The following is a 23,530-nucleotide window of genomic DNA, read 5'->3' on the forward strand; positions in this document are numbered from 1 at the left end:
GGTATGCGCTTCGGGGTGCTCGGCCCGCTGGAGGTGCGGACGGGGGACGGCACGCCGGTCAAGGTCGCCGACCGCAAGGTCCGCGCCCTTCTCGCCGACCTCCTCGCGCACGCCGGGCGGGCCGTCCCGGCCGATCGCCTGATCGACGATCTGTGGGGCGCCGGGCTGCCCGCCAACCCGTCCGCGACCCTCCAGGCCCGCGTCTCCCAGCTCCGCCGCACCCTGGACGACGCCGAACCCGGCGCCCGCGCCCTGGTCGAGAAGACCCCGCCCGGCTACCGCCTGAACGCCCGCCCCGACGACGCCGCCCGCTTCGAGGAACTGCTCGCCGAGGCGCGAACGTCCGAGGCCCCGGCGACCCGCGCCGCGCTGCTCGCGGACGCGCTGTCCCTGTGGCGCGGCCCCGCCTACGCCGACTTCGCCGACGCGCCGTTCACGGCCCCCGAGATCACCCGCCTGGACGAACTGCGGCTCGCGGCACTCGAAGCCCAAGCCGAAGCACGGCTGGAACTCGGCGAGCACGAGGCCCTGGCGGCCGAACTGCACGCCGCCGTCGGCGAGCATCCGCTCCGGGAACGGCTCCGCGCGTCCTACATGCGCGCCCTCTACGGCGCGGGCCGTCCCGCCGAAGCGCTCACTACCTACGAGGACCTCCGGCACCGGCTCGCCGCGGACCTCGGCGCCGACCCCGGCCCGGCCCTGGCCGGCCTGCACCTTTCCATCCTCCGCGGCACGCTGCCCGCGTCCGGGAACCTCCCCGCCGACGTCACCCCGCTGATCGGCCGGGACGCGGCGCTGGCCGAGCTCGCGGACGTCCTGACCGGCCCGGCCCGGATGGTGACGCTGACCGGGCCGGGCGGGGTCGGGAAGACGCGGCTGGCGGTGGCCGTCGCGCGGCGCGTGCGGGAGCGGTACCCCGGCGGCGTCTGGCTGGTGGCGCTGGACGAGGGCCTCAAGGCGGGCGCGTCCGCCGACGAGGTGGCCTCGTTCGTGGCCGGTGTCCTCGGGCTGCGCGACGACGCGGGCATCGCGGGCGGCCCGGCGGGCAGGCTCGGCGAGGCGCTGCGCGGGAAGCGGATGCTGCTCGTCCTGGACAACTGCGAGCACGTCGTCGAGCCGGTCGCCCGCCTGGTCGCGGGCCTGCTGCGGGACGCCGCCGAACCGCGCGTCCTCGCGACGAGCCGCGAGCCGATCGGGATCTCGGGGGAGCGGCTGTGGAACGTCCCGCCGCTGGCCGGCCCCGACGCCGCCGAACTGTTCGCCGGACGGGCGGGCATCACCCCCGGCGCACCGGCCATCGCGGACATCTGCGCGCGGCTGGACGGCATCCCGCTCGCCCTCGAACTGGCCGCGACCCGCGTCCGGACGCTCGGCGTCGAGGGCCTGGCTGCGCGGCTGGACGACCGGTTCCGGCTGCTGTCGTCCGGCGCCCGCGACGCGCCCGCGCGGCAGCGGACGCTCCGCGCGCTGATCGACTGGAGCTGGGAGCCGCTCGCCGCATCCGAGCGTGCGGTGCTGCGGCGGCTGGCCGCGCACACGGGCGGCTGCACGCTCGAAGCGGCCGAACAGGTCTGCGGGGCGGACATCCGCGTGCTGGCGAGCCTCGTCGACCGGTCCCTGGTCGTGGCCGCGGACGGTCCGCGCTACCGCCTGCTGGAGTCGATCGCCGCGTACGGCGTCGAGCGGCTCCGCGAGGCGGGGGAGTACGCGGCGGTGCGCCGTCGCCATGCCGAGTACTACGCGGCGCTCGCCGAACGCGCCGACCTGCGCGGCCCGGGCCAGCGGGAGGCGCTGAGCGCGCTGCGGGCCGAGTCGGGGAACCTGCGGACCGCGCTCGACGCCGCCATCGAGGACGGAGCCGCCGACCTCGCGTTGCGGCTGGTCAACGCGATGGGCTGGGCCTGGTTCCTGTGGGGCCGCCCCGGCGAGGCACGCCACGCGTTCGGACGCGCCCTGGCCGTCCCCGGCGGCGACCCGGCCCGCACCGCCATCGCCAAGACCTGGCACACCGGTTTCGCGATGCTCGAAGGCGACGGCCACGACCGCGACGAACGCTGCCGCGAAGCCCTGGCCGCCTACGACGAGAAGGACCCGTGGGCCGAATGGTTCCTCGGTTTCGTCCGCGCCGGGTTCGGCGACCTCGACGCGATCGAGGAGCTCACCGCCCGCGCCCTGGAGGGTTTCCGCGCCGCCGGCGACACATGGGGCGAGGCCGCGGCGCTCGCCACCCGCGCCGCGCAGGCGCTCTCCGCAGGCGACCTCCCCAGGGCGGGACGCGACGGAGAGCGGGCCATGGAACTGTTCCGCACGGCGGGCGACCGCTGGGGGCGCCTCCAGGCCACCGAAACCCTGGGCGTTCTCGCCGAGGTGACCGGCGACTACGCCCGCGCGGCCCGGCTCCACGAGAGCGGGCTCCGCGACGCCGAAGAGCTCGGGCTCTGGACGGAGGCGTCCGGCGTCCTGTCCCGCCTCGGCCGCATCGCGCTGCTGACCGGCGACCTCGACCGCGCCGACGACCTGCACGGGCGCGGCAGGCGGCTCGCCGGCCGCGAGTCGAATCGCCGGATGGAGAACTTCGCCGACATCGGGCTGGCGCTGGCGGCCCGCCGCTGCGGCCGGCTGGACGAGGCGGAGACGATCCTGCGCCGCTGGCTCGGCTGGGTCCGCGACATCGACGGCGGCCCCGGCATGGCGTTCCTGCTCGCCGAGCTCGGCTTCATCGCCGAACTGCGTGGAGACGCGGACCAGGCCCTCGGCCTGCACGCCGAGGGCCTGGCCGCCGCCCGCGCAACCGGGAACCCGCGGGCGATCGCACTGGCGCTGGAAGGGACGGCGGGCGCGCTGTCCCTGGCGGGCCGCGACGAGGAGGCCGTGGCCGCGCTGGACGGCGCGTCCGCCGCCCGGGACGCCGCCGGGGCTCCGCTGCCGGAGGCGGAACGCGGCGACGTCGACCGGATCGAGGCCCGCCTCAGACGCGGTCGGCGGCGATGAGCAGGTACTGGAAGCTGCCGCCCTTGTAGGCGTCCAGGAACGCCGCCTCGATGCCGGTGGCCAGCGTGGACTTCGCGCGCAGCTCCCAGTACGGGATCGTCGCGGAGGTGAGGTCGACCACGCTCACCGGGACCAGCCGGTTCGCCGACATCTCCTTGAAGTAGGTGCTGCGCGGGTGGATGTCGCAGATGTAGTGCGCGTTGATCTCGCTCACGGCCCGCGACGGCAGCCCGTAGGCGTCGTTGTAGCAGCCGGTGATGCACACGTACCGGCCGCCGCGCCGCAGCAGCCGGGCGTGCGCGGCGAACAGCAGGCCCAGCTCGACGTACATCGTGCTCTCGTTGTTCCAGATGGCCTGGAACGCGCCGGGCTCGAATCCGGTGTCGAGCATGTTCTTGAAGTGGAAGCGCACCTTGTCGGCGACGTTCCGCCGCTCGGCCTGCGCGTTGGCGAACGCGACCTGCGACTCGGAGATCGACACGCCGTCCACCTGGCAGCCGAACCGCTGGTGGGCCATCAGGCTGGAGCCGCCGCGCCCGGAGCCCGCGTCCAGCAGCCGGTCGGTCGGCTGGACGGCGCCGAGATGGCTCATCAGCAGGTCGGCCTGCGCGGTCTCCAGCCGGTGCAGCTCGGCGATCGTCCGCTCCTCGCGGGTCTCGGCCGGGCCGTCGAGGACGGTCCAGTCCACCGGGCCGATGCCGTAATGGTGGTGGTAGATCCCGTCCACTTCGCCCAGGCGGAGGTTGACCGGGTTCTTCTCGGCGTTCCAGTAGTCGGCGACCGAGTGCTGGTAAAGGCTGTTGAGAACCGCGGCGCCCTGGGTTGAGCCCATATCCGATGATCCTTTCTCGACGGGGGATGCGTGGTCGGGTCAATCGGTCGGTCGGGTCGTTCGGTGGGTCGGGGTCACTTGTAGCGGCCGGACGAGCCGTGCCATTCGAAGCCGCCTGCCATCCAGCCCTGCACACCGAGCAGGAACCGCTGGAGCTCGGGGGACGGGACCGCCGCCAGCTCCTTCTGGCTCGCCTCGAACCCCCGGACGAAGTGGTTGTGCATCTCGATGGCCGTCTCGGCCGCCTCGCGCAGCTCGCAGCCCTCCTCCTCGGCGATCAGCAGCACGACGTTGCAGTCGGGCAGGTCGTCGGCCGCCTCCTTCTCCGCCGAGTGCAGGTCGTTGACGAGGACGGAGGCGGTGCCGGCCTGCATCACCGCGCGGTGCACGCGCGGCTCGTAGAAGAGGTTCGCGTCGAGCTGGTAGCCGCCGACGATGTCGATCAGCGTCATCGAGGTGTAGAAGCTGTCGTGCTGCCGCGCGGCGAGGTACCGCCACACCGGGGGCAGCTCGCCCAGGTGCCGCCAGGCGGCGTAGGCGGTCCAGCTCACGTACATCTGGAAGGTGGTGTTGCAGATCCGCATGACCTGGGACGGCCCGGCGAGCCGCCGCAGGTGCCCGGCGGCCGACCGCAGCGCCATCAGGACGGGGTCGGCGTGCACCGCGTCCTCGAGCCGGTCGGTGTACTTCCCGGCGGCGGGTGGCGGGTCCATCGCGGACATCACCAGCGCGAGCCGCGGCGGGAGCTCGGTCGGGGTGGCGCCGAGGTCGCTCTCGTCGGCGTAGTAGTCGTCGCAGGCCCACCAGGCCGCGTTCATCTTGGCCGCGAACAGCAGCGGGTCGACGTCGTCGGTGTCGGGGTGGGCGAGCACGGCCAGGCGCCCGAACCCGGTGTCGCGGAACTTGTCGAGCTGGTCGGCGTAGATCCCGATCTCGCCGGCCCATGCGACCAGCCGGTCGTTGACCTCGCAGGCAAGGTCGTCGTCGACGCGCGCCGTCAGCGGGCAGTAGAGCGGGGGGAACGAGCCGTCGCCCCATTCCCGTTCCGCGTACCCCGGCGAGAAATGCCCGCCCTTGCGCGTGGGACTCGGAAGCCGGGACGCGGACGGGACCACCGCGTCATGCGCGGGCGGGACGACGGCCCCGGCCCCTGGCACGGGCTCGGCCTTCGGCGCCGGCTCGGGCCTGGCGACCAGCGCGTCCACCACGCGCGCCGCCGACGTGCCCAGGCCGGTCGGGCCGGACAGGAGCCGGTTGACCCGCTCCGCCAGCAGTTCGTCCATCGTCGGTCCCCTCGCTGATCAAGGCGTGGTCTGGTGTCTCTCCGGAGAGCCGTGGGGCTCCGGGGAACAGTTACTCACAGCTTTACGTCAGCTACAACCGGCTATGACCTTGCCTCACGGTGACAGGATGTAACCGCCGTCCGCGCGACGGTGATCCGCCGTCAGACGGGCACGGTGAGGAGCACGACGGCCGCCAGGGCGCCCACGAGCCCGGCCGCCTGCGCGGCCGACAGCCGTTCGCGGAGCGCGGTGACGCCGAGCAGGACGGGCACGACCGGATACAGCGACGACAGGACGACCGCGATGACGACGAGCTGTTCCCGCGTGGCCAGCAGGTAGCAGACGAGCGCCGCCGCCGCGAGGCCCCCGTTCGCCAACGACCAGAACGCGAGCCTTCCGGTGGGAAGGCGGAAACCGGGCGTCCACAGCATGGGCGCGATCGTGAGGACGGCCGCGACGCGTCCCGCCGCGACGGGCCAGATCCCCGCGCCGTCGCCCGCCTGGGCGAGCGCGAGGTACTGGATCCCGATCCCGGCGCCCGCGACGAGCCCGTTGCCGATCGCCGCGCGCACCCTGCCGTGCTCGTCCGAGCCCGACCGGGACACGAGCCACAGCGCGGGCAGCACCACCGCGATCCCGGCCCACGCGGGCACCGACGGGCGGTCGCCCAGCAGCGCGACACCGGCCACGACGGGCAGCGCCACCCCGCCGACCGCGCTGACCGGGACGACCACGCTCATGTCGCCGCGGCCGATGCCCCGGTAGAGGAACACCATCGCGAGGCCCGTCCCGACGCCCGACAGCGCGCCCCAGCCGAGGGACGCCGCGTCCATCGTCCCGTCCATGGGCACGACCAGCGCGGCGGCGACGGCGCAGACCAGCCCGCCCGCCTGCCCGAGGAGCGCCACCGCCCTGAAGTCCGCGCGGCGCGACAGCAGACCGCCCGCCACGTCCGCGACGCCGTAGGCGAGCGCCGAGGCCAGTGCCAGGACGACTCCCGTCACACGCCCCCCGCCGCCTCCGCGTCGCGCTCGGCCTGGCCGACCGGGCAGACGGCGCCGGCGACGCAGCACCGCCGGTCGCACAGGCGGCACATCACGTCCGCGTCGCCGATCTCCGCGTACAGGCGGGCCAGCAGCTTGGCGAGCAGGACGGTGAACGCCGCGCGTTCCTCGTCGTCCAGGACGTCCAGCACCCCGGCCAGTGGCGCGCCGCGCGCGTCCAGCATGTCGCGGACCGCGTCCTCGCCCGCCTCCGTGAGCCGCACGCGGACGGCACGGCCCCGCCCGCGACGCCGACTTGCGAGACCGGCGGCCTCCAGGCCGTCCACCATCCGCGCCGCCGCCGACTGCGTGAGCCGGACGCGCCGCCCCAGTTCGGTGACGCCGAGGTCCGGCGCGTCCGCCAGGACGATCAGCGCGGCGGCGCCGCTCGGGCTCACCCGCCCGGCTCCGGTGGCGCCGGCCAGGACGAGATCGGTCACCGCCAGCGAGGCGGCGCCGAGCAGGTTCGCCAAGCGCGTCTCATGCATGACTCATGCATGATACCTCCATGGGATGCTGGCTGCACAGCGCCCGGAGAACCCGGAGGTCAGCCGATGGATCGTGACGCCCCACCCGCCGACGGGCGGCGGCGGATCGCCCGCACCGACGTGCTGCTCGCCGATCCGCGGCTCGCCGCGGCGGCGGGACGGATCGGCCGCGGCGTCGTGAAGGCGGCCGTCGTCGCGGCGCAGCGGCGCGCCAGGGCGGGGGAGATCCCGCCGGACGCGGTCGCCGACACGGCGGTGGCGGCGCTGCCGCCGACCGCGTCCGGGCTGCGCCCCGTGATCAACGCGACCGGCGTCCTGCTGCACACCAACCTCGGCCGGGCCCCGCTGTCGGACGCCGCGCGGGACGCCGTCGCGGTGGCGTCCGGCGCGACCGACGTCGAACTCGACCTGGAGACCGGGCGCAGGGCGAAGCGCGGGCGGTCGGCACTGGCCGCCCTGCTGGAGCGGGTGCCGCGCGCGGAGGCCGCGCACGTCGTCAACAACGGCGCCGCGGCGCTCGTGCTGGCCGCGACCGCGCTCGCCGCCGGCCGCGAGATCGTGATCAGCCGCGGCGAGATGGTGGAGATCGGCGACGGCTTCCGCATCCCCGACCTGCTCGCCGCGACCGGCGCGCGGCTCCGCGAGGTCGGCACCACCAACCGCACCTCGCCGGACGACTACGCCGCCGCGATCGGCGACGAGACGGGCTTCATCCTCAAGGTCCACCCGTCGAACTTCCGCATGACCGGGTTCACGCGCGGCGCGGACGTCGCCGAGCTGACCGGGCTCGGCGTCCCCGTCGTCGCCGACATCGGCTCCGGCCTCCTCGCCCCCGACCCGCTGCTGCCGGACGAGCCCGACGCCTCGTCCCAGCTCAAGGCCGGCGCGCACCTCGTCACGGCCAGCGGGGACAAGCTGCTCGGCGGGCCGCAGTGCGGGATCGTCCTCGGCGCGGAAGATCTGGTGCGGCGGCTCGCGCGGCATCCGCTGGCCCGCGCGCTGCGGGTCGGGAAGATGACGCTCGCCGCGCTGGAGGCGACCGTCCGCGGCCCGCGCACCCCGACCGACGAGGCGCTCCACGCGGACGCGGACACCCTGCGCGAGCGCGCCGGACGCCTGGCCGCCGGCCTGCGGGACGCGGGGCTGGACGCGCGGGCGGTCGAGAGCGAGTCGGCGGTCGGCGGCGGGGGTGCGCCCGGCGTCGTCCTGCCGAGCGCGGCCGTGTCGCTGCCCGAGCCGTACGCGCCCCGGCTGCGGCGCGGGGCACCCGCCGTGATGGGACGCGTCGAGGACGGCCGCTGCCTCCTCGACCTCCGCTCCGTCCCGCCGCACCAGGACGACGACCTGGCCGAAGCCGTCCTCCGCGTTGCGCGCTAGATCTCGGTGCCGGTCCGTTCGGTGATCCCGGCCCGTTCGCGGTACTCGCGGACGAACGCCGCCGCGGCGGGCCCGCGCGGACGCCGCCCCGGCCGGATGTCGCACGACAGGGCCTTCGCCTCCTGGATGTGGGTGTTCGGGTCCAGGGAGAGGTGCAGCAGCTCGTTCGCGGCGTCACCGCGGCTGTAGCCGTTCGGGCCCCAGTGGTAGGGGAGACCGACCTGGTGCAGCGTCCGGCCGTCCACGACCAGCGGCGACATCCGCTCGGTGACCAGGACCCGCGCCTCGACGACACCGCGCGGGCTCACGATCGTCGCCCAGCCGCCGTGCTCCAGGCTCCGCTTCGCCGCCAGCTCCGGCGACACCTCGCAGAAGAACTCCGGCTGCAGCTCCGCCAGGTACGGCTGCCACCGCGACATGCCGCCCGCCGTGTGGTGCTCGGTGAGCCGGTAGGTCGTGGCGACGAACGGGTACACGTCCGCGCCCGGCTCGCCGTTGCTCGGCCCGTACCGGTTGTCGGGATGCGGCTCCAGCAAGTGCCGGATGGGATTGCGCTGCTGCCCGTACAGCGGGTTCGAGAACGGCGACTCCTGCGGCTCGTAGTGCGTGGGGAGCGGCCCGTCGGTCAGCCCGGCGGGCGCGTAGAGCCACGCCTTGCCGTCCGCCTGCATGATGAAGGGGTCGTCGCCGGCGAGCGCGTCCGGCCCGGTGGCGTCGCGCGGCGGCTTGTGGCCGGGCGGCCGGTCGGCGATGAAGTCGGGCACGTCGTGGCCCGTCCACGTGCCCTTGTCCGCGTCCCACCAGACGAGGGCCTTGCGCTCGCTCCACGGGTTGCCGTCCGGGTCGGCGGACGCGCGGTTGTAGATGATGCGGCGGTTCGCGGGCCACGCCCAGCCCCACTCGGGCGCCACCCAGTGCTGCTCCTGGCCGGGCTTACGGCGGGCGGGCTGGTTGACGCCGTCCGCGTAGCAGCCGCAGTAGATCCAGCAGCCGCACCTGGTGGAACCGTCGTCCTTGAGCTGCGTGTACGACGACAGCGGGTTCCCTTCCCCGTCGAACCCGTTGATCTCGGCCAGCACCGCCTCGGCGTCCGGCTCGTCCAGGGGCCCCTCGGTCGGGTAGTCCCACGTCAGGTCGAGCACCGGACGGTCCATCTCGTCGGACGACCCGGCCAGCTTCTCCCTGATGATCCGGCCCAGGTGGTACATGAACCACAGGTCGCTGCGCGCGTCCCCGGCGGGCTCCACCGCCTTGTGGTGCCACTGCAGCATCCGCTGCGTGTTGGTGAAGCTGCCGTCCTTCTCGGTGTGCGCGGCGGCGGGCAGGAAGAACACCTCGGTGCCGATGTCCTCGGTGCGCATCTCGCCGGTCTCGATCTCCGGGCCGTCCTGCCACCACGTCGCCGACTCGATCAGCGAGAAGTCGCGGACGACGAGCCAGTCCAGGTTCGCCATCCCCAGCCGCTGGATCTTCGCGTTCGCGGACCCGACCGCCGGGTTCTCGCCCATCAGGAAGTAGCCCTTGCACACCCCGTGGATCTGCGCCATCGCCGTCTCGTACGTGCTGTGCGAGCCGGTCAGCCGCGGCAGATAGTCGAAGCAGTAGTCGTTGTCCTCCGTCGCCGCGTCGCCCCAGTACGACTTCAGCAGGCTGACGAGGTAGGCGCGCATGTTGCCCCAGAACCCCTTGCGCGCCGACTCCGCCTGGACGAACGCGTCGAGGTCCTCGTTGGTGTGCGCGTGCGGCATCGGGATGTAGCCGGGCAACAGGTTGAACAGTGTCGGGATATCGGTCGACCCCTGGATGGACGCGTGCCCGCGCAACGCCAGGATGCCGCCGCCGGGGCGCCCGATATTGCCCAGCAGCGCCTGGAGAATCGCGGCCGTCCGGATGTACTGGACGCCGACCGTGTGCTGCGTCCACCCGACCGCGTACGCGAACGCGGTCGTCCGGTCCCGGCCCGAATTCTCCGTGACCATTTCGCAGACCTCGAGGAACCGGTCCGGCGGGACGCCGCAGATCCGCTCCACCATTTCCGGGGTGTACCGCGCGTAATGCCGCTTGAGCACCTGGAACACGCACCTCGGATGCCGCAGCTCCGGATCCCGTTCCGGGTCGCCCTCACCGATCGCCGCGCCGCCGGACCCGTGCGCCTCACCGCGTCCCGCCTCCGCCACGGACTCGACGCGCTGGTCCCACTGCATGTCCCGCTCCCCGGCGGCGGACTGGACGTTCATCCCCGCGTACTGCCACGTCGCGTGGTCATAGCCGCGGGTCTCGGTATTCAGCCCGGAAAAAACGCCGTCCAGATCCTCGGTGTCCCGGAAATCCTCCGACAGAATCACCGAAGCGTTCGTATAAGCCCGCACATACTCCCGGAAGTACTTCTCGTTCTGCAGGACGTAATTGACGATCCCGCCGAGGAACGCGATGTCACTCCCGGCCCGCAGCGGCACATGCACATCAGCAAGCGCACTGGTCCGCGTGAACCGGGGATCGACATGGATCAGCTTCGCTCCGCGCGCCTTCGCCTCCATCACCCACTGGAACCCGACCGGGTGGCATTCCGCCATGTTCGAGCCCTGGACGACGATGCAGTCCGCGTTCTGCAGATCCTGCTGGAAGGTGGTCGCGCCGCCGCGTCCGAACGAGGTTCCCAGACCGGGAACGGTGGAGGAGTGTCAAACGCGCGCCTGATTCTCGATCTGCACCGCGCCGAGCGCGGTGAACAGCTTCTTGATCAGGTAGTTCTCCTCGTTGTCGAGGGTGGCGCCGCCGAGGCTCGCGACGCCGAGCGTCCGGCGCACGGGGACGCCCTCGTCCTCCCACTGCCAGCCGTGCCGGCGCGCCTCGATCACCCGGTCCGCGATCATCTCCATCGCGGTGCCGAGGTCGAGCCGCTCCCAGCGGGTGCCGTGCGGCCGCCGGTACAGCACCCCGTACTCGCGGGCCGACCCGGTGGTCAGCTGGAGGCTGGCCGAGCCCTTCGGGCACAGCCGCCCCCGGCTGACCGGCGAGTCCGGGTCGCCCTCGATCTGGGTGACCTCGCCGTCCTGGACGTACACGTCCTGCCCGCAGCCGACCGCGCAGTACGGGCAGACGGACTTCACGACCCGGTCGGCCGCACTCACCCGCGCCTCGATCCGCCCGGTTCCCGCGCTCTTCGCCGCGGCCCCCCGCCCGAGCGGGTCGTCGCCGGTGAACTGGCGGTAGACGGGCCACGACCCGATCCAAGTGCGAACGCCCACGTCACACCACCCCTCACCAACGGCGCGCCGCTGCCCCTACCCGGCCCCCGCCCGGTAAAACACACCCGCGGCAGAGCGGCTCGCCCGGCCGGGAAACCGTGCGGCGGGACGGCCGTTTCCGGCCATTCCAGTTCGTCCAACATTCCTGATCATCGCCTTGGACAACGCACAAAAAGCTCGTTGGAACGGTGCTTGTCAACGATTCGCCATTGACGGTCGAAGATCGATGATCAAGGTAGGTAAAGTGTCCGCCACTTGTTAATGTAAGTGAATCGAAAAGTTGAAAATCATTGATTGACACCACTTAATGACGGAGGTTAGCATTTTCTTGGATTCCGGGTCTATTGCCATTGATGGCGTTCGTTCACTCCAGACATCAGGCGCCACCTCTTCGGCCGCCGAAAAAGCCGTGGCGCCTACTTCGAGCAGAGGAATCGCATGCGTAAAGGGATCGCCATTTCTGCCGCCGCCGCCGCGCTCGCCATGACCGCGGTGTCCGTCACCCCCGCGGCCGCGTCAGGGCCCTACGGGGAAATCCTCGAACGCGGCCCCGACGGTGTCACCATCGAGGTCGCGACCATCAACGGCTCCGGGTGTCCGAAGGACACCGCCGCGATCGCCCTGAACAAGACCAACGACGCGTTCACGGTGACCTACAGCCAGTACATCGCCCAGGTGGGCGGCTCGTCCAAGCCCACCGACGCCCGTAAGAACTGCCAGATCAACATGATCGTGCACGTCCCGCAGGGCTTCACCTACGCCGTCTCGTCGACGGACTATCGCGGCTACGCCGACTTGAAGCCCGGGGCGAGCGCCCAGCAGACCGCCAGCTACTACTTCCAAGGCGACCCCCGCACCCGGCGTTACACGTATCCCGTGAAGGCCCCCTTCAGCGACTACTGGCAGAACACCGACGTCGTGGACGTGTCCCAGCTCGTATGGTCTCCGTGCGGCGAGCAGCGGAACTTCAACGTCAACACCGACCTGCGAATTGAGACGACGGACGCGTCCAAGGTCAGCTTCATCGGCATCGACTCCACCGACGGCAGCATCAAGACGACCTACCACTACTCCTGGAAGCGTTGCCAGTAAGCACCCCGTCTGAACCAGGTCCCCAAACCTGATCCGCTGCGACCGGGCCTTGCCCCCTCCGGGAAGGCACGGCCCGGTCACACGCCGCCCAGCCCGGCGGCGCAGGCCATGCGCCGGACGCGGGGATGCCGGTTGCGTGCCGACATGTCGTCTCGCGGGCTACCCTGCTCCAACGAACTGGCGGCGTCCACGGCGAGCGGCGACGGCGAGGCGGGTGAGCGTGGAGGCGTTGGACCGGTCTGATCCGCGGCGGATCCACGACCGCGTCGTGACCGGCCCCTCCTACCTGCCCGGTACCTCCTCTTCGCCCGGCCCCTCCTACCCGTCCGGCCCCTCGTACCCGCCCGGCGCCCGCATCGAGGTCCGGGACGCGGAGTGGATCGTCCGCACCTGCGTGCCCGTCGCGGACGGCCACAAGATCACGGCGGTGGGCGCGTCGGAGTTCGTCCAGGACGAGGAGGCGGTGTTCTTCACCGGCCTGGAAAAGGTGAGCCTGCTCCGCCCTGAGGAGACCGTCCTGGAGCAGGACGCCACGCCACGGTTCGCCAAGAGCCGCCTGTTCATCGAAGCGGTCCTGCGCCGCACCCCGCTTCCCCAGACGGAACGCGGCCTGGCACTATCCGACAGTTTCCTGCTGGACCCGCTCGTCTACCAGCAGCGTCCCGCCGAACTGGCGCTGCGAGGCGTCCGCCCCCGGCTGCTCATCGCGGACGTCGTCGGCCTCGGCAAGACGCTGGAGATCGGGCTGATCCTGGCGGAGCTGATCCGGCGCGGGCGCGGCGAGCGGATCCTGGTCGTCACTCCGCAGCAGGTCCTGGAGCAGTTCCAGCGGGAGCTGTGGACGCGGTTCGCGATCCCGCTCATCCGGCTCGACTCGCTCGGCATCGAGCGCATCCAGCGGGAGCTTCCCGCCGGGCGCAACCCGTTCACGCACTACAAGCGGATCATCGTCTCGGTCGACACGCTGAAGAACGAGGGCAGGTACGGGCAGCACCTGGAGCACATGCAGTGGGACGCGGTCGTCATCGACGAGTCGCACAACCTGATCGGGGAGAGCACGCTCCGCAACCGGCTGGCGAAGCTGCTGGCCCGCCGCACCGACGCGCTGCTCCTGGCCAGCGCCACCCCGCACAACGGCAAGGCCAGGTCGTTCGCCGAGCTGATCCGGATGCTCGACCCGACGGCGATCGTGGACGAGGAGCGATACGAGGCGAAGCAGATCGATCACCTCTACATCCGGCGCACGAAGGTCAGCCCGGAGGTCCGGGACCAGATGGGCGCCAGGTGGCCGGACCGGGGGCCGTCCGTCCCGATCACCTGCCAGGCCACGCCTGCCGAGGAGAAGGTCTTCGAGGAGCTGACCCGGGTGTGGCTCGCGGGGGACGAGCGCCCCGGCGGCCCGGTCGTGGACTCCCGCAACCGGCTGTTCCCGTACACGCTGCTGAAGGCGTTCCTGTCGTCGCACCGCGCGCTGCGGAGCACGGTCGAGAACCGGCTGCGAAACGCCAGGGAAGACCGCGAGATCCAGGCCCTCACCACCCTGAAAGAGCTGGCCGATCAGATCACCGACAAGGACTCGTCCAAGCTGGCCGCGCTCGTCACCGAGCTGGAGAAGATCGGCGTCCGGGACGGCAACCGCGTCGTGGTGTTCTCCGAGAGCGTCGAGACGGTGAACTGGCTCGCGGACGTCCTGCCGGACCGGCTGAAACTGCCCACCGGCGCCGTCGACACGATGCTCGGCAGCGGCATGACCGACCAGCAGCAGCTGGCGATCATCGAGCGGTTCGGGCTGAGCGGCAGCGACGTCCGGCTGCTGATCACGACCGATGTCACCTCCGAGGGCGTCAACCTGCACCGGCAGTGCCACCACCTGATCCACTACGACGTGCCGTGGAGCCTGATCCGGATCGAGCAGCGCAACGGACGCATCGACCGGTACGGGCAGAACCACCAGCCCCGGTTCTCCGCACTCCTGCTCACCTCCCGCGTCGACGGCGCCAAGGACGACCGGACGGTCTCGGCGAAGCTGCTTGAGAAGGAGGAGACCGCGCACCGCGCCTTCGGCACCGCCGAGGCCATCACCGGCGAGTACCGGCCGGAGGCGGAGGAGCGGCGCCTCATCCAGGATCTGCTCGCCGGGAAGACCGTCGAGGAGTCCGTCCCGGACGTCCCCATCGGCGACCTGCTCGGCCCGGTCGAAGGCCAGGTGTCCGAGGGCGCCCCGGCCCGCGCGGACGTCCCCCGCCTGTTCGCGGGCACGCGCGAGTTCGTCGGCGAGGCCGTCGACACCCTGAACCTGCTGCCCGGCCTGGAGGACGACGGCGCGCTTCTCGCCTTCGTCCCGCCCAGGGACCTCGTGCACCGCTTGTCCGCGCTGCCCGCCGACTATCTCCGCACGCACGACGTCAAGAAGCGGATGAAGGTCACCTTCGACATGGACCTCGCCAGGCGCAAGCTCGCCGAGGCCCGCGACCAGAAGACCCTGTGGCCCGACACCGCCTACCTGTCCGACCTCCATCCCCTCGTGGACTGGGTGACGGACAAGGTGCTGGTGCAGCTCGGCCGGCAGACCGCGCCGGTCATCGTCGCGCGGGTGGACGAGCCGACGTACCTGGTCCAGGGCGCGTACTCGAACCACTTCGGCCGGCCGACCGTCGTCGAATGGATGGCGGTCGCGTCCGGCCGGGTGCTGCCCGGCAAGATGCCCGGCATCCTGACGGCCGCCGGAGTCGGCCCGGACATGACGAACACGGGCCGCCCCATCGACCTCGGCCCGCTCACCGCCCGCATCCCGGACGCCGTCGCCACCGCGCGCCGCCACCTTGAGGAACGGCGCGCCCACTTCGACGCCGAGATCGTCGCGCCGCTCGCCGAGTACCGCGACCACCTGGAGTCGTGGCGGCAGCTCGCCCTCGACGGCACGCCCGCGTCCCACCAGAAGCGGGCCGAGGCGCGGGTGGACGACACCGTCGAGCGGCAGCGGCGCCTGCTCGACTCCTTGCAGACCACGGGGGAGCCGCTGCTGCGGGTCCTCGCCGTCGTCGTCCCCGAGGCGACGCGGTGAGGCTCGACTCGCTGGTCAACCGCGGCGACTACTTCTCGGCGCACTACCTGGCCGAGGTGCTGCCGAAGGACCTCAAGCGGGGCCTTTGCGCCCGCTGGACGGACGAGGAGAAGGACGGCCGCGTCACCCCGCGCCGCGGGCTGCGCGCGCTCGGCAAGCCGTACTTCGCCGACCGCAAGGACTTCGCCGACTTCGCCGAGCGGCTCCGCGACGACGAGTTCGTCCCCGCCGACCTGCCGGAATGGCGCAAGCGGCTCGGCGAGCTGCACGGCACGATCCTGCGCGCCCTCGGGTACGAGGCGGAGCCGCGCGCGCTGACCGTCCGGCGGGCGGACGAGGAGCACACCGTCCAGGTCGCCTATGCCGGCGCGCACCTCATCGCCATCGAATGCGGCTGGGCGGCCGACGTCGACGCCGCGATGAACTCCGCCCTGCTGCACCCGCTCCAGCTCGCCCCCAACGAAGAGATCGCCGAGGCGACGAAGCTCGCGTCCTGGCTGTTCACCACCGACGAGCCGCCCCGCTACGTGCTGATCCTCGCCGGCGGCGTCGCGATCCTGGCCGACCGCGCGAGCTGGGGCGAGGGCCGGTACATCGCCGTCAGCCTCGACGTCGCACTCGGCCGCAACGACAGCGCCGAGCTGGAGGTCATCGCCGCACTCTTCGGCGCCGACTCGCTGCTGCCACCGGCCGAGGGCGGGGACGAGCCGCTCGCCGAACTCCTCGCCGGCTCCCGCGACCACGCGGTGGGCGTCTCGAAGGAGCTCAGGGACGGGCTCAAGGAGTCCGTCGAGCTGATCGCCAACGAGGTCCTCAACCGCCTCCGTGAGCAGGGCGCCGACCCCGAGGACGTCATGGAGTCGCGCGAGCTGGCCGACCGGCTCGGCCGCGAGTCGCTGCGGTACCTGTACCGGATCCTGTTCCTGCTGTACGCGGAGGCGCGGCCCGAACTCGGCATCCTCCCCACCAACGATCAGGACTACGTGCGCGGCTACGGCCTCGCCCGCCTCGGCGACCTGGTGGTCCGCGACCTCACCGGCGAGCAGGCCCGCCGCTCGTTCCACCTGTACGAGTCGCTCGACCTGCTGTTCCGGATGGTCAACCAGGGCTACCGCCCCCGCACCACCCGCACCGAGGACGCCCCGGACGGCGAGGGCCTCCGCTTCGAGCCGCTCCGCTCCGACCTGTTCGAGCCGGAGTCGGTGAAGCTGATCGGCTCCATCTCGGTGGACGACGACGAGCGCGTCATCGACACCCGCCTCCGAAACGAGACGCTGCACCGGGCGCTGCGCCGCCTCATGCTCACCAAGGGACGGCGCAAGGAGCGCGGCGGGTTCATCTCGTACGCGCAGCTCGGCATCAACCAGCTGGGCGCGGTGTATGAGGGGCTGATGTCCTACACCGGGTTCATCGCCGACGAGGACCTGTACGAGGTCGCCAAGAACGGCGACCCGAAGGACGGCTCGTGGATGATCCCCGCCTCCAAGGTGGACGACTACCCGCAGGACGTCTTCGTGCGCCGCACCGACGACGACCCGCACCGGATCGAGGACGAGTTCGCCCGGTACGAGAAGGGCTCGTTCGTCTACCGCCTCGCCGGCCGCGACCGCGAGACGTCCGCGTCGTACTACACGCCCGAGTCACTGACGCAGGTCACCGTCCAGCTGGCGCTCAAGCACCGCCTCGACCAGGACGGGACGACCACGACGGCCCGCGAGATCCTCGGCTGGAAGATCTGCGAGCCCGCCCTCGGCTCCGGCGCGTTCCTCAACGAGGCGATCAACCAGGTGGCCGCCGAATATTTGAAGCGCCGTCAAAAGGAACTCGGCCAGGACATCGACCCGGAGAAGTACGAGGAGGAATTGCAGCGGGCCAAGGCGTACATCGCGCTGCACAACTCGTACGGCGTCGACCTCAACGACACCGCGATCGAGCTGGCCGAGGTCTCCCTCTGGCTGAACGTCATGCACCCCGGCCTGCGGGCCCCGTGGTTCGGCCTCCACCTACGCCGAGGCAACTCCCTCATCGGCGCAGGCCGCAAGGTCTACGACCCGGCCCAGCTCAAGGCGGGCACCTGGCTGAAGGAAGCCCCGGAGGAGATCCCGTTCCGCGACGGCGAGATCCCATCCGGCAAGGTCCACCACTTCCTGTTGCCGGCCGAGGGCTGGGGAGCCGTCTCCGGTGCCAAGGCGGCCAAGAACCTGGCCCCCGACCAGGTCAAGCAACTCGCCGCCTGGCGCAAGAAGATGAAGGCCAAGGTCTCCGACAAGGGTCGCAGGCCGACCCGGCTTCAGCGCCTTCAGGCATTGTCGAAGCGGGTTGAGCACCTCTGGGAACTGGTGATCCAGCGCTTCACCATCTCCGAATACGAGATCAGCCGTGCCATTGACGTCTGGGGCGCGGACTGGATCGACCAGCCGGAACATGCCATCACCAAGGAGAAGGTCTCCGCGGACCTGACCGCCCCCGGCACGCCGTACTGGCGGCTGAAAACGGTCATGGACGCCTGGTGCGCGCTCTGGTTCTGGCCACTCGACAAGGCCGGCCTGCTGACCGGCGTCGGCAACGAGTACGGAACCACAACGGGCGACCTGGTACCCGTACACCTCATCCCGGACCACGGCCTTTCACAGGTCTACGTGACCGACTCGCCCTTCGGCGCGCAACCTGAGCAACTCGACCTGGCGGGTGCGGTCGCCGAAGCGAAGGCCGCAACCGGCGGCGGCGCGAAATGGAGGCAGGCCACGGGCCGCAAGCCGAACCTGGACAGGGTACGTCGCGTCATCGCGCTGGCCGACCTGGACGACTGGCTCGACTTCACCGAAGCCGTCCTTGGCCGAGCGGACGTGCCGGAAGATTCCCTGGCTCACCACTTCAGCGGCCTGGCAGAACTAGAGGAGTACGAGAACCAGCTCCCACGCTGGACGGGCATGGATGACGCCTTCCGGCTCACCGAGCGCTTCCCCTGGCTCACCACCGTCGAGAACATCGCCAAGGAACAGGGCTTCTTCCACTGGGAGCTCATGTTCGCCCAGGTCTTCAGGAACGGCGGCTTCGACCTCCAAGTAGGCAACCCGCCATGGGTTCAGCCCACCTGGCAAGAGGGAGCCGTACTGGCCGGTGTGCGGCCATGGTTCAAGCTCGCGGACAGACCGACCATCGCAGCTTGGCAAGAAGAGAAGGCCAAAGTCCTCAAGGACGCCTGGAACTACTATTTCAACGAAGTAGCAAAGAATGCCGGCGTATCCGAATTCCTCGGTTCCGCAGCGGTGTATCCGATACTCGCGGGGACGCAGCCCGACCTCTACCGAGCCTTCATGGTGCGGAGCTGGGCAAACCTGCACCCTGCGGGAATCGTCGGGCTGATTCACCCGAACGGCCACTTCGGCGGCGTCAAAGATGGGCGGCTACGCGCGGCCGCATATAAGCATCTTAAGTTGCATGCGCACTTCGTCAACGAACTCCGCTTCTTCGAAATCGGCCACGCACGCCCATTCGGGATTCACGTGTACGCACGGCCAGGGCCCATCGGATTCAACAGCATGAGCTGGCTCTTCAGCCCAACGACGCTGGCCGCCTCACTTGACCACGATGGCGAAGGCGAGATTCCAGGCATCAAACACGCCGGGAAGTGGGAGGTACGGCCACACAAGCGCCGCCTTGTATGGGTCGATGAAGCACGACTCGCAGAATGGCAGACACTCACCGGCTCCACCGGACTGCCGATCGAAGAGACCGTACTGCTCTCTCCGGTGACGACCGCCGAGGTCGGCGCCATCAGCACGCTGGCCACCTATCCACACCGCCTGGCCGCAGAAAAACCACGAATCAGCCTCGGCTACCACGAAAAAATGTCCAAGGACACTGGCCTGATTAGATGGAAAACAGGCGCGCCCAAAAACATGGATTCTGCAATCCTGCAGGGCCCTCATCTGGGACAGGCAACACTGTTCAGCAAGCGCCCGAACATCCCCTGCAAGAGTCACGTCGACTGGTCCCCGTGGGACATCGTTAGCCTGCCCGCTGACGCCGTACCAGTGAGCAACTACGTTCGAGCGTCAACAAAAGAAGAATATCTTACGGCCCAAGACATTTGGAAAGCTCCCGACGGCAGTAACCGTCGTTACACCGAGTTCTACCGTCTCGCCTGGCGTAAAATGATCCCGTTCGCCACCGAACGCTCACTGTTCGCCGCTCTGATCCCACCCGGCCCTGCACATATAGACGCAGTCTCGTCCATGGCGCTTGCCGACGATCTCGGTACCGCAATGGCCGCGGGGTTCTTCGCCGCGCTCCCGCTCGACTACCTCCTGCGAATCGCCGGCAAGGCGAATTTCGTAGCCGCAGATGCCAGAGCCATGCCGGCCGCCGATCCCAGCCATCCCCTCGCGCCCGCGCTGTTGCTCCGGACGCTGCGGCTCAACTGCCTGACCAGCGCGTACGCCGACCTCTGGCGAGACCTGTACGACCCCGTCTGGACCGACGAGGACTGGGCGGTGGACTGGCCAGGCCTGGCGCCGCTCAACACCCCGACCGCCCTAACGCCCGAGTGGCACTACGGCACACCACTCCGCACCGAACGCGAACGCCGGGCCGCGCTGGTCGAGCTGGACGCGATGGTCGCACTCTGGCTCGGGATGACGGCCGAGCAGCTCGTCGCGATCTACCGATCCCGGTACCCCGTCCTCTCCGACTACGAGGCGCAGACCTGGTTCGACGCCAACGGACGGAAACTCGCCGGCAACCACAACACCCACGGCTACGGCCAGACAAGGGAGCACTTCAAACAGCTACAAGACCACCTAGACCCCGAGATCAACGCCCCCGCCCCTAACGGCTACGAAGCACCCTTCTACAAACCAGACCGCGAAGCCGAATACCGGACCGCCCACACGGCATTCGCCAAGCGCCTCCACACGTCCAGACGGAGTGGCCCCATTCCGTCTAGCGATGCCAGAACCTGAGACGTGAAGCCAGCACAGGCTATGGCGGAGTCACATCACGTCACAACCACGAAGGATCAAAATGGCGGATGAACAGGACGACCAGTCGCGCATGGACGAGCGAATTGGAGAGAAGTAAGCGGGGCGACGCTGCGAGTGCTCGACCGAGCCGAGAGAGATCGTGAAGCTCCCACGCGCGGTGAAGGACGCGATCTACGACTTCCAGCACAAATAGGCAACGACTCGGGCAACAAGGCTTGCGGTTCAAGCAGCTGAAGAACTCGCAGCCGTACTCTGCCCGCGTCCGGCTCGCTGCACGACGAAGTACCCCGATTCCGCGACGAGGACCCGCTGCGCCACCGCCGCGACCTGCGGACCGTACGCTCCCTCCTGTTCGTCGCCGTCGCCCGAGCGCGCGACAACGCCGTCATCACCTGGCACGGCGCGAAGAGCGAGTGCCTCCCATGAAGGACCACCCGCCGCCGCTCCCACCGCGAGGGCCTGGGGAATCACGGGTCCCAGTCACAGATCCTCAACGTGAGATTGGGCAAGAAATCGCCGATAATCATCGGATGGCCCTCACAACCTGGGAGCACGACGGCGACCACTGGTGCATGCTCGTCACACTTAATGATGAGGGACGCTACTTTGAGTTGAGTGTGGCCCGTACTATGACGGCCACGACCGGACGGAACGTGCTCATGCCGGGCCCCACTGCCGTGACCGTCCTCGTCTACCACCCGGCCGAGGAGATGCATTCCGTGGCCTTCTTCAATGAGCACGAAGAGGTGCCGTTCGAGGTTCTCACACAGTTCGTGGAACGTGTGAACAAAGCACTCGCCACCGAAGCCTGACGCTGGTCCGTTCAAAGAGGCCCCATAGGAATGGGAACGGGCTCGCGGTGATTTCCCGGCCGGTGAAGACGAGGTTTTCCACATGCCCGATGGCCGGGCGCCGGCACCATGTTCAGCGGTGCCGGCGCCCCGGTCATCGCGGATCGGTGGACGGTCAGCCGTTCACGGGCGGGAAGCCGTGGCCTTGAACTTGACCTCTGGGAAGTCGGCGGACGGCGCGTCCAGCAGGGGCTGAGAACGGTTGTGCAGGTGCTGGTCCATGAAGGCCCCGACGTAGGCCCTGGTGATGACCACCGAGCGATCGCCGGGGAGGTCGCTTCCCAGGTCGACGCCGGCCTGCCGGAGCAGCGCGTCGTAGTCGTAGAAGGAGAGACTGACCGCCCCCTCGACCCCGAGCCACCGCTTCCAGCCCTTCAACTGCGGCCAGTCACGGGTCCACGTGTTGTAGTCCGTCGGTTGCCCGAGGAACATGAACGGGCGCTTCAGGCCGTCCTGTGGAATCGGGACCTCCTGGTGGCCGTCCAAGTTGACCCCGGCGCGCACCCGGCGGTCCTGGAGCATGGTCTCCGAGACGGTCGCGCCTCCGAGCTCCGTCCCCGCCATTGCGACACGTGAGGGATCGATCAGCGCAGCGCCCTTCCAGCGCGCGTGGCCGGAGAGGAGCTGATTGAGCACGAAGGAGACGTCCTTCGCCCGGCCCTTGACTGCTCGCGTGTAAACGTCTTCGCCCTGGCCTTCGCAGGCGACGCACTCGGTCACGCGGCCGTCCGGGAAGGACTGGCCGAAGTTCTCATAGGTGTGATCGATCGCCGCGACCACATGGCCACGGCTGGCCAGTTCCTCGGCCAGGGACGTGAGCGACGTGCGCTGCCACATGAAACCCGGAGACAGGACCACGAGCGGCAGGTCGCGCAGGTCTCCGGCCGGGGCGGCGTCCTTGTAGGCGTTCGTCCGCACCTTGCTCAGGGCATCGGGGGGAGCGGGAATGCCCTTCTCCCGCAGGAGAAGCTCCGACTCTTTCGGCGTCATGTACTGGGCAAGCTGCCCATCCTGGGCATTCGTCGGATACCAGATCGAGACCATGAGTTCCCGCGCCTCGACGGACGGCACCCACGGGTCGGCCCGGGAGGTGTCCTTGAGATGCAGAGAGGTGGCGCCGACCCGCGAGGGCCCGGTCGGCGAAGAAAGATAGAGCTCGGCGGAGGTGGTGGCGAACGAGGCCGTCGGTGTCAGCGCGGTCAGGAGGGTGAGGAGCCCGACAAGGGTTGCGAGGGCTCGTGTCCGTAATTCCATGGAGTGATCATGACTGGCAAGATTGACTCACGCAACTCTGCAGTGTGGTGCTCGTGATTGTGGTCCTCGATCCTCGCAATCGCGACGTCGACCGCGTTCGCTACCCACGCGAGTCATTGAAGCCAAAAAGGCAACCAACGGCGGAACTGCTCACTGCCAGCTTTGGACGGTGCAGGCCGTCGTTGCGGGCATCGACCGTCCCGCGTATGTCCCGTGTGCCGTCATGAGGGCTGTGCCGTCACGAGCCAAGGTGTACGAGACGAGTGGGCCGGGAGTCTTGAGCGAGGGTCAGAAGCCGGTCAGTATCAACGGGTAGCGCACCGATCAGTTTCCTTCGCTCGGCTGGTCTAGTCTTCCGAGACCGGCTGACGGAAGGCATGGCGGTATGCGGAAACTGATCTACGGCATGAACCTGTCCCTGGACGGCTACGTTGCCGCGCCCGGCGACGACCTCGGCTGGAGCGAGCCGAGCGATGAGCTCTTCCAGTTTTGGCTCGATCAGGAGCGGGAGATCAGCCTGTTCCTGTATGGGCGCCGACTGTGGGAGAACATGAGCGCCTACTGGCCGACCGGCGACCAGCAGCCGGGCGCCACCCCGGCGCAGATCGAGTTCGCGCGGAACTGGCGGGACACGCCGAAGGTGGTGTTCTCCTCAACGATCGACAAGGTCGACTGGAACGCTCGCCTTGTCACCGGCGACGCGATCGCCGAGATCACCCGGCTCAAGGCCGGGGACGGCGGGCCGATGAGGGTCGGGGGCGCGACGCTCGCCGGGCCGGTCATGCGGGCCGGGCTGGTCGACGAGTACGAGATCGTCACCCATCCGGTCCTCGTGGGCGGCGGCGCACCGTTCTTCACCGCGCTGGAAGGCTGGGTGAAACTGGACCTGGTCGAGACGCGGACGTTCCCCGGCGGCGTGACCTTGACCAGGTACAAGACAAGGCGCTGAGCGCGATCCCTTCGCGAGGGGCTTTCCCAGGACGACACTCGCGCCGGTGGGGGAGCCGAGCGCGGCCCGCGTC

13 protein-coding genes are annotated in these 23,530 nt (G+C 70.1%); 7 read left to right on the top strand and 6 right to left on the bottom strand.

Going from position 1 to position 23,530, the window contains the following annotated elements; translation table 11 throughout:
- Positions 1–3: 3 nt before the first annotated feature.
- Entirely contained in the window at positions 4–2,991 is a 2,988-nt protein-coding gene (locus ACH34S_RS35935; RefSeq protein WP_395957358.1) for a BTAD domain-containing putative transcriptional regulator, read from the top strand.
- Here ACH34S_RS35935 and ACH34S_RS35940 read toward each other — a convergent pair.
- The 4 genes from ACH34S_RS35940 to ACH34S_RS35955 all read right to left on the bottom strand — a co-directional run bounded on the left by ACH34S_RS35940 (position 2,969) and on the right by ACH34S_RS35955 (position 6,637).
- Positions 2,969–3,823: a geranyl diphosphate 2-C-methyltransferase gene (locus ACH34S_RS35940; protein WP_395957359.1), complete on the bottom strand. Its 855-nt coding sequence runs from the start codon at positions 3,821–3,823 to the stop codon at positions 2,969–2,971. The two genes, ACH34S_RS35935 and ACH34S_RS35940, sit on opposite strands and share 23 nt — an antisense overlap.
- A gap of 74 nt (positions 3,824–3,897) precedes the next feature.
- On the bottom strand, positions 3,898–5,106 hold the full coding sequence (locus tag ACH34S_RS35945) for a family 2 encapsulin nanocompartment cargo protein terpene cyclase (protein ID WP_395957360.1): 1,209 nt from the start codon (positions 5,104–5,106) through the stop codon (positions 3,898–3,900).
- A gap of 161 nt (positions 5,107–5,267) precedes the next feature.
- A complete protein-coding gene (locus tag ACH34S_RS35950; RefSeq protein WP_395957361.1) occupies positions 5,268–6,110 on the bottom strand; it encodes an EamA family transporter in 843 nt (280 codons plus the stop codon).
- Positions 6,107–6,637, bottom strand: coding sequence for a MarR family winged helix-turn-helix transcriptional regulator (locus ACH34S_RS35955; protein WP_395957362.1), 531 nt, complete (start codon positions 6,635–6,637; stop codon positions 6,107–6,109). Before ACH34S_RS35955 ends, ACH34S_RS35950 begins: the two co-directional genes overlap by 4 nt.
- Positions 6,638–6,703: 66 nt before the next feature.
- Here ACH34S_RS35955 and selA point away from each other — a divergent pair, with 66 nt between their 5' ends.
- The gene (gene selA, locus ACH34S_RS35960) at positions 6,704–8,014 is read left to right on the top strand and encodes an L-seryl-tRNA(Sec) selenium transferase (RefSeq protein ID WP_395957363.1); all 1,311 of its coding nucleotides are present in this window, start codon (positions 6,704–6,706) and stop codon (positions 8,012–8,014) included.
- Here selA and fdh read toward each other — a convergent pair.
- Entirely contained in the window at positions 8,011–11,262 is a 3,252-nt protein-coding gene (gene fdh / locus ACH34S_RS35965) for a formate dehydrogenase (RefSeq protein ID WP_395957364.1), read from the bottom strand. The genes selA and fdh overlap by 4 nt on opposite strands.
- Before the next feature lie 438 nt (positions 11,263–11,700).
- Between fdh and ACH34S_RS35970 the strand changes: the two genes are divergently transcribed.
- From ACH34S_RS35970 to ACH34S_RS35985, 4 genes are all read left to right on the top strand, one after another.
- Entirely contained in the window at positions 11,701–12,354 is a 654-nt protein-coding gene (locus ACH34S_RS35970; RefSeq protein ID WP_395957365.1) for a DUF4360 domain-containing protein, read from the top strand.
- A gap of 229 nt (positions 12,355–12,583) precedes the next feature.
- Entirely contained in the window at positions 12,584–15,418 is a 2,835-nt protein-coding gene (locus tag ACH34S_RS35975; protein ID WP_395957366.1) for a DEAD/DEAH box helicase, read from the top strand.
- Positions 15,415–20,382 (top strand): class I SAM-dependent DNA methyltransferase, encoded by a 4,968-nt coding sequence (locus tag ACH34S_RS35980; RefSeq protein ID WP_395957367.1) that lies wholly within the window; start codon positions 15,415–15,417, stop codon positions 20,380–20,382. The genes ACH34S_RS35975 and ACH34S_RS35980 overlap by 4 nt, the downstream gene beginning before the upstream one ends.
- A gap of 551 nt (positions 20,383–20,933) precedes the next feature.
- Positions 20,934–21,215 carry a hypothetical protein gene (locus ACH34S_RS35985; RefSeq protein WP_395957368.1) on the top strand — a complete coding sequence of 94 codons (282 nt, stop codon included), beginning with the start codon at positions 20,934–20,936 and terminating at the stop codon, positions 21,213–21,215.
- Between the two features lie 162 nt (positions 21,216–21,377).
- Here the strand turns inward: ACH34S_RS35985 and ACH34S_RS35990 are convergent, their stop codons facing one another.
- Entirely contained in the window at positions 21,378–22,298 is a 921-nt protein-coding gene (locus tag ACH34S_RS35990; protein ID WP_395957369.1) for an alpha/beta hydrolase family protein, read from the bottom strand.
- Between the two features lie 595 nt (positions 22,299–22,893).
- Between ACH34S_RS35990 and ACH34S_RS35995 the strand changes: the two genes are divergently transcribed.
- A complete protein-coding gene (locus ACH34S_RS35995; RefSeq protein WP_395957370.1) occupies positions 22,894–23,457 on the top strand; it encodes a dihydrofolate reductase family protein in 564 nt (187 codons plus the stop codon).
- The last annotated feature ends 73 nt before the right edge of the window (positions 23,458–23,530 follow it).

The sequence above is a fragment of the Actinomadura sp. 3N508 genome (assembly GCF_044326375.1).
GTDB lineage: Bacteria > Actinomycetota > Actinomycetes > Streptosporangiales > Streptosporangiaceae > Spirillospora.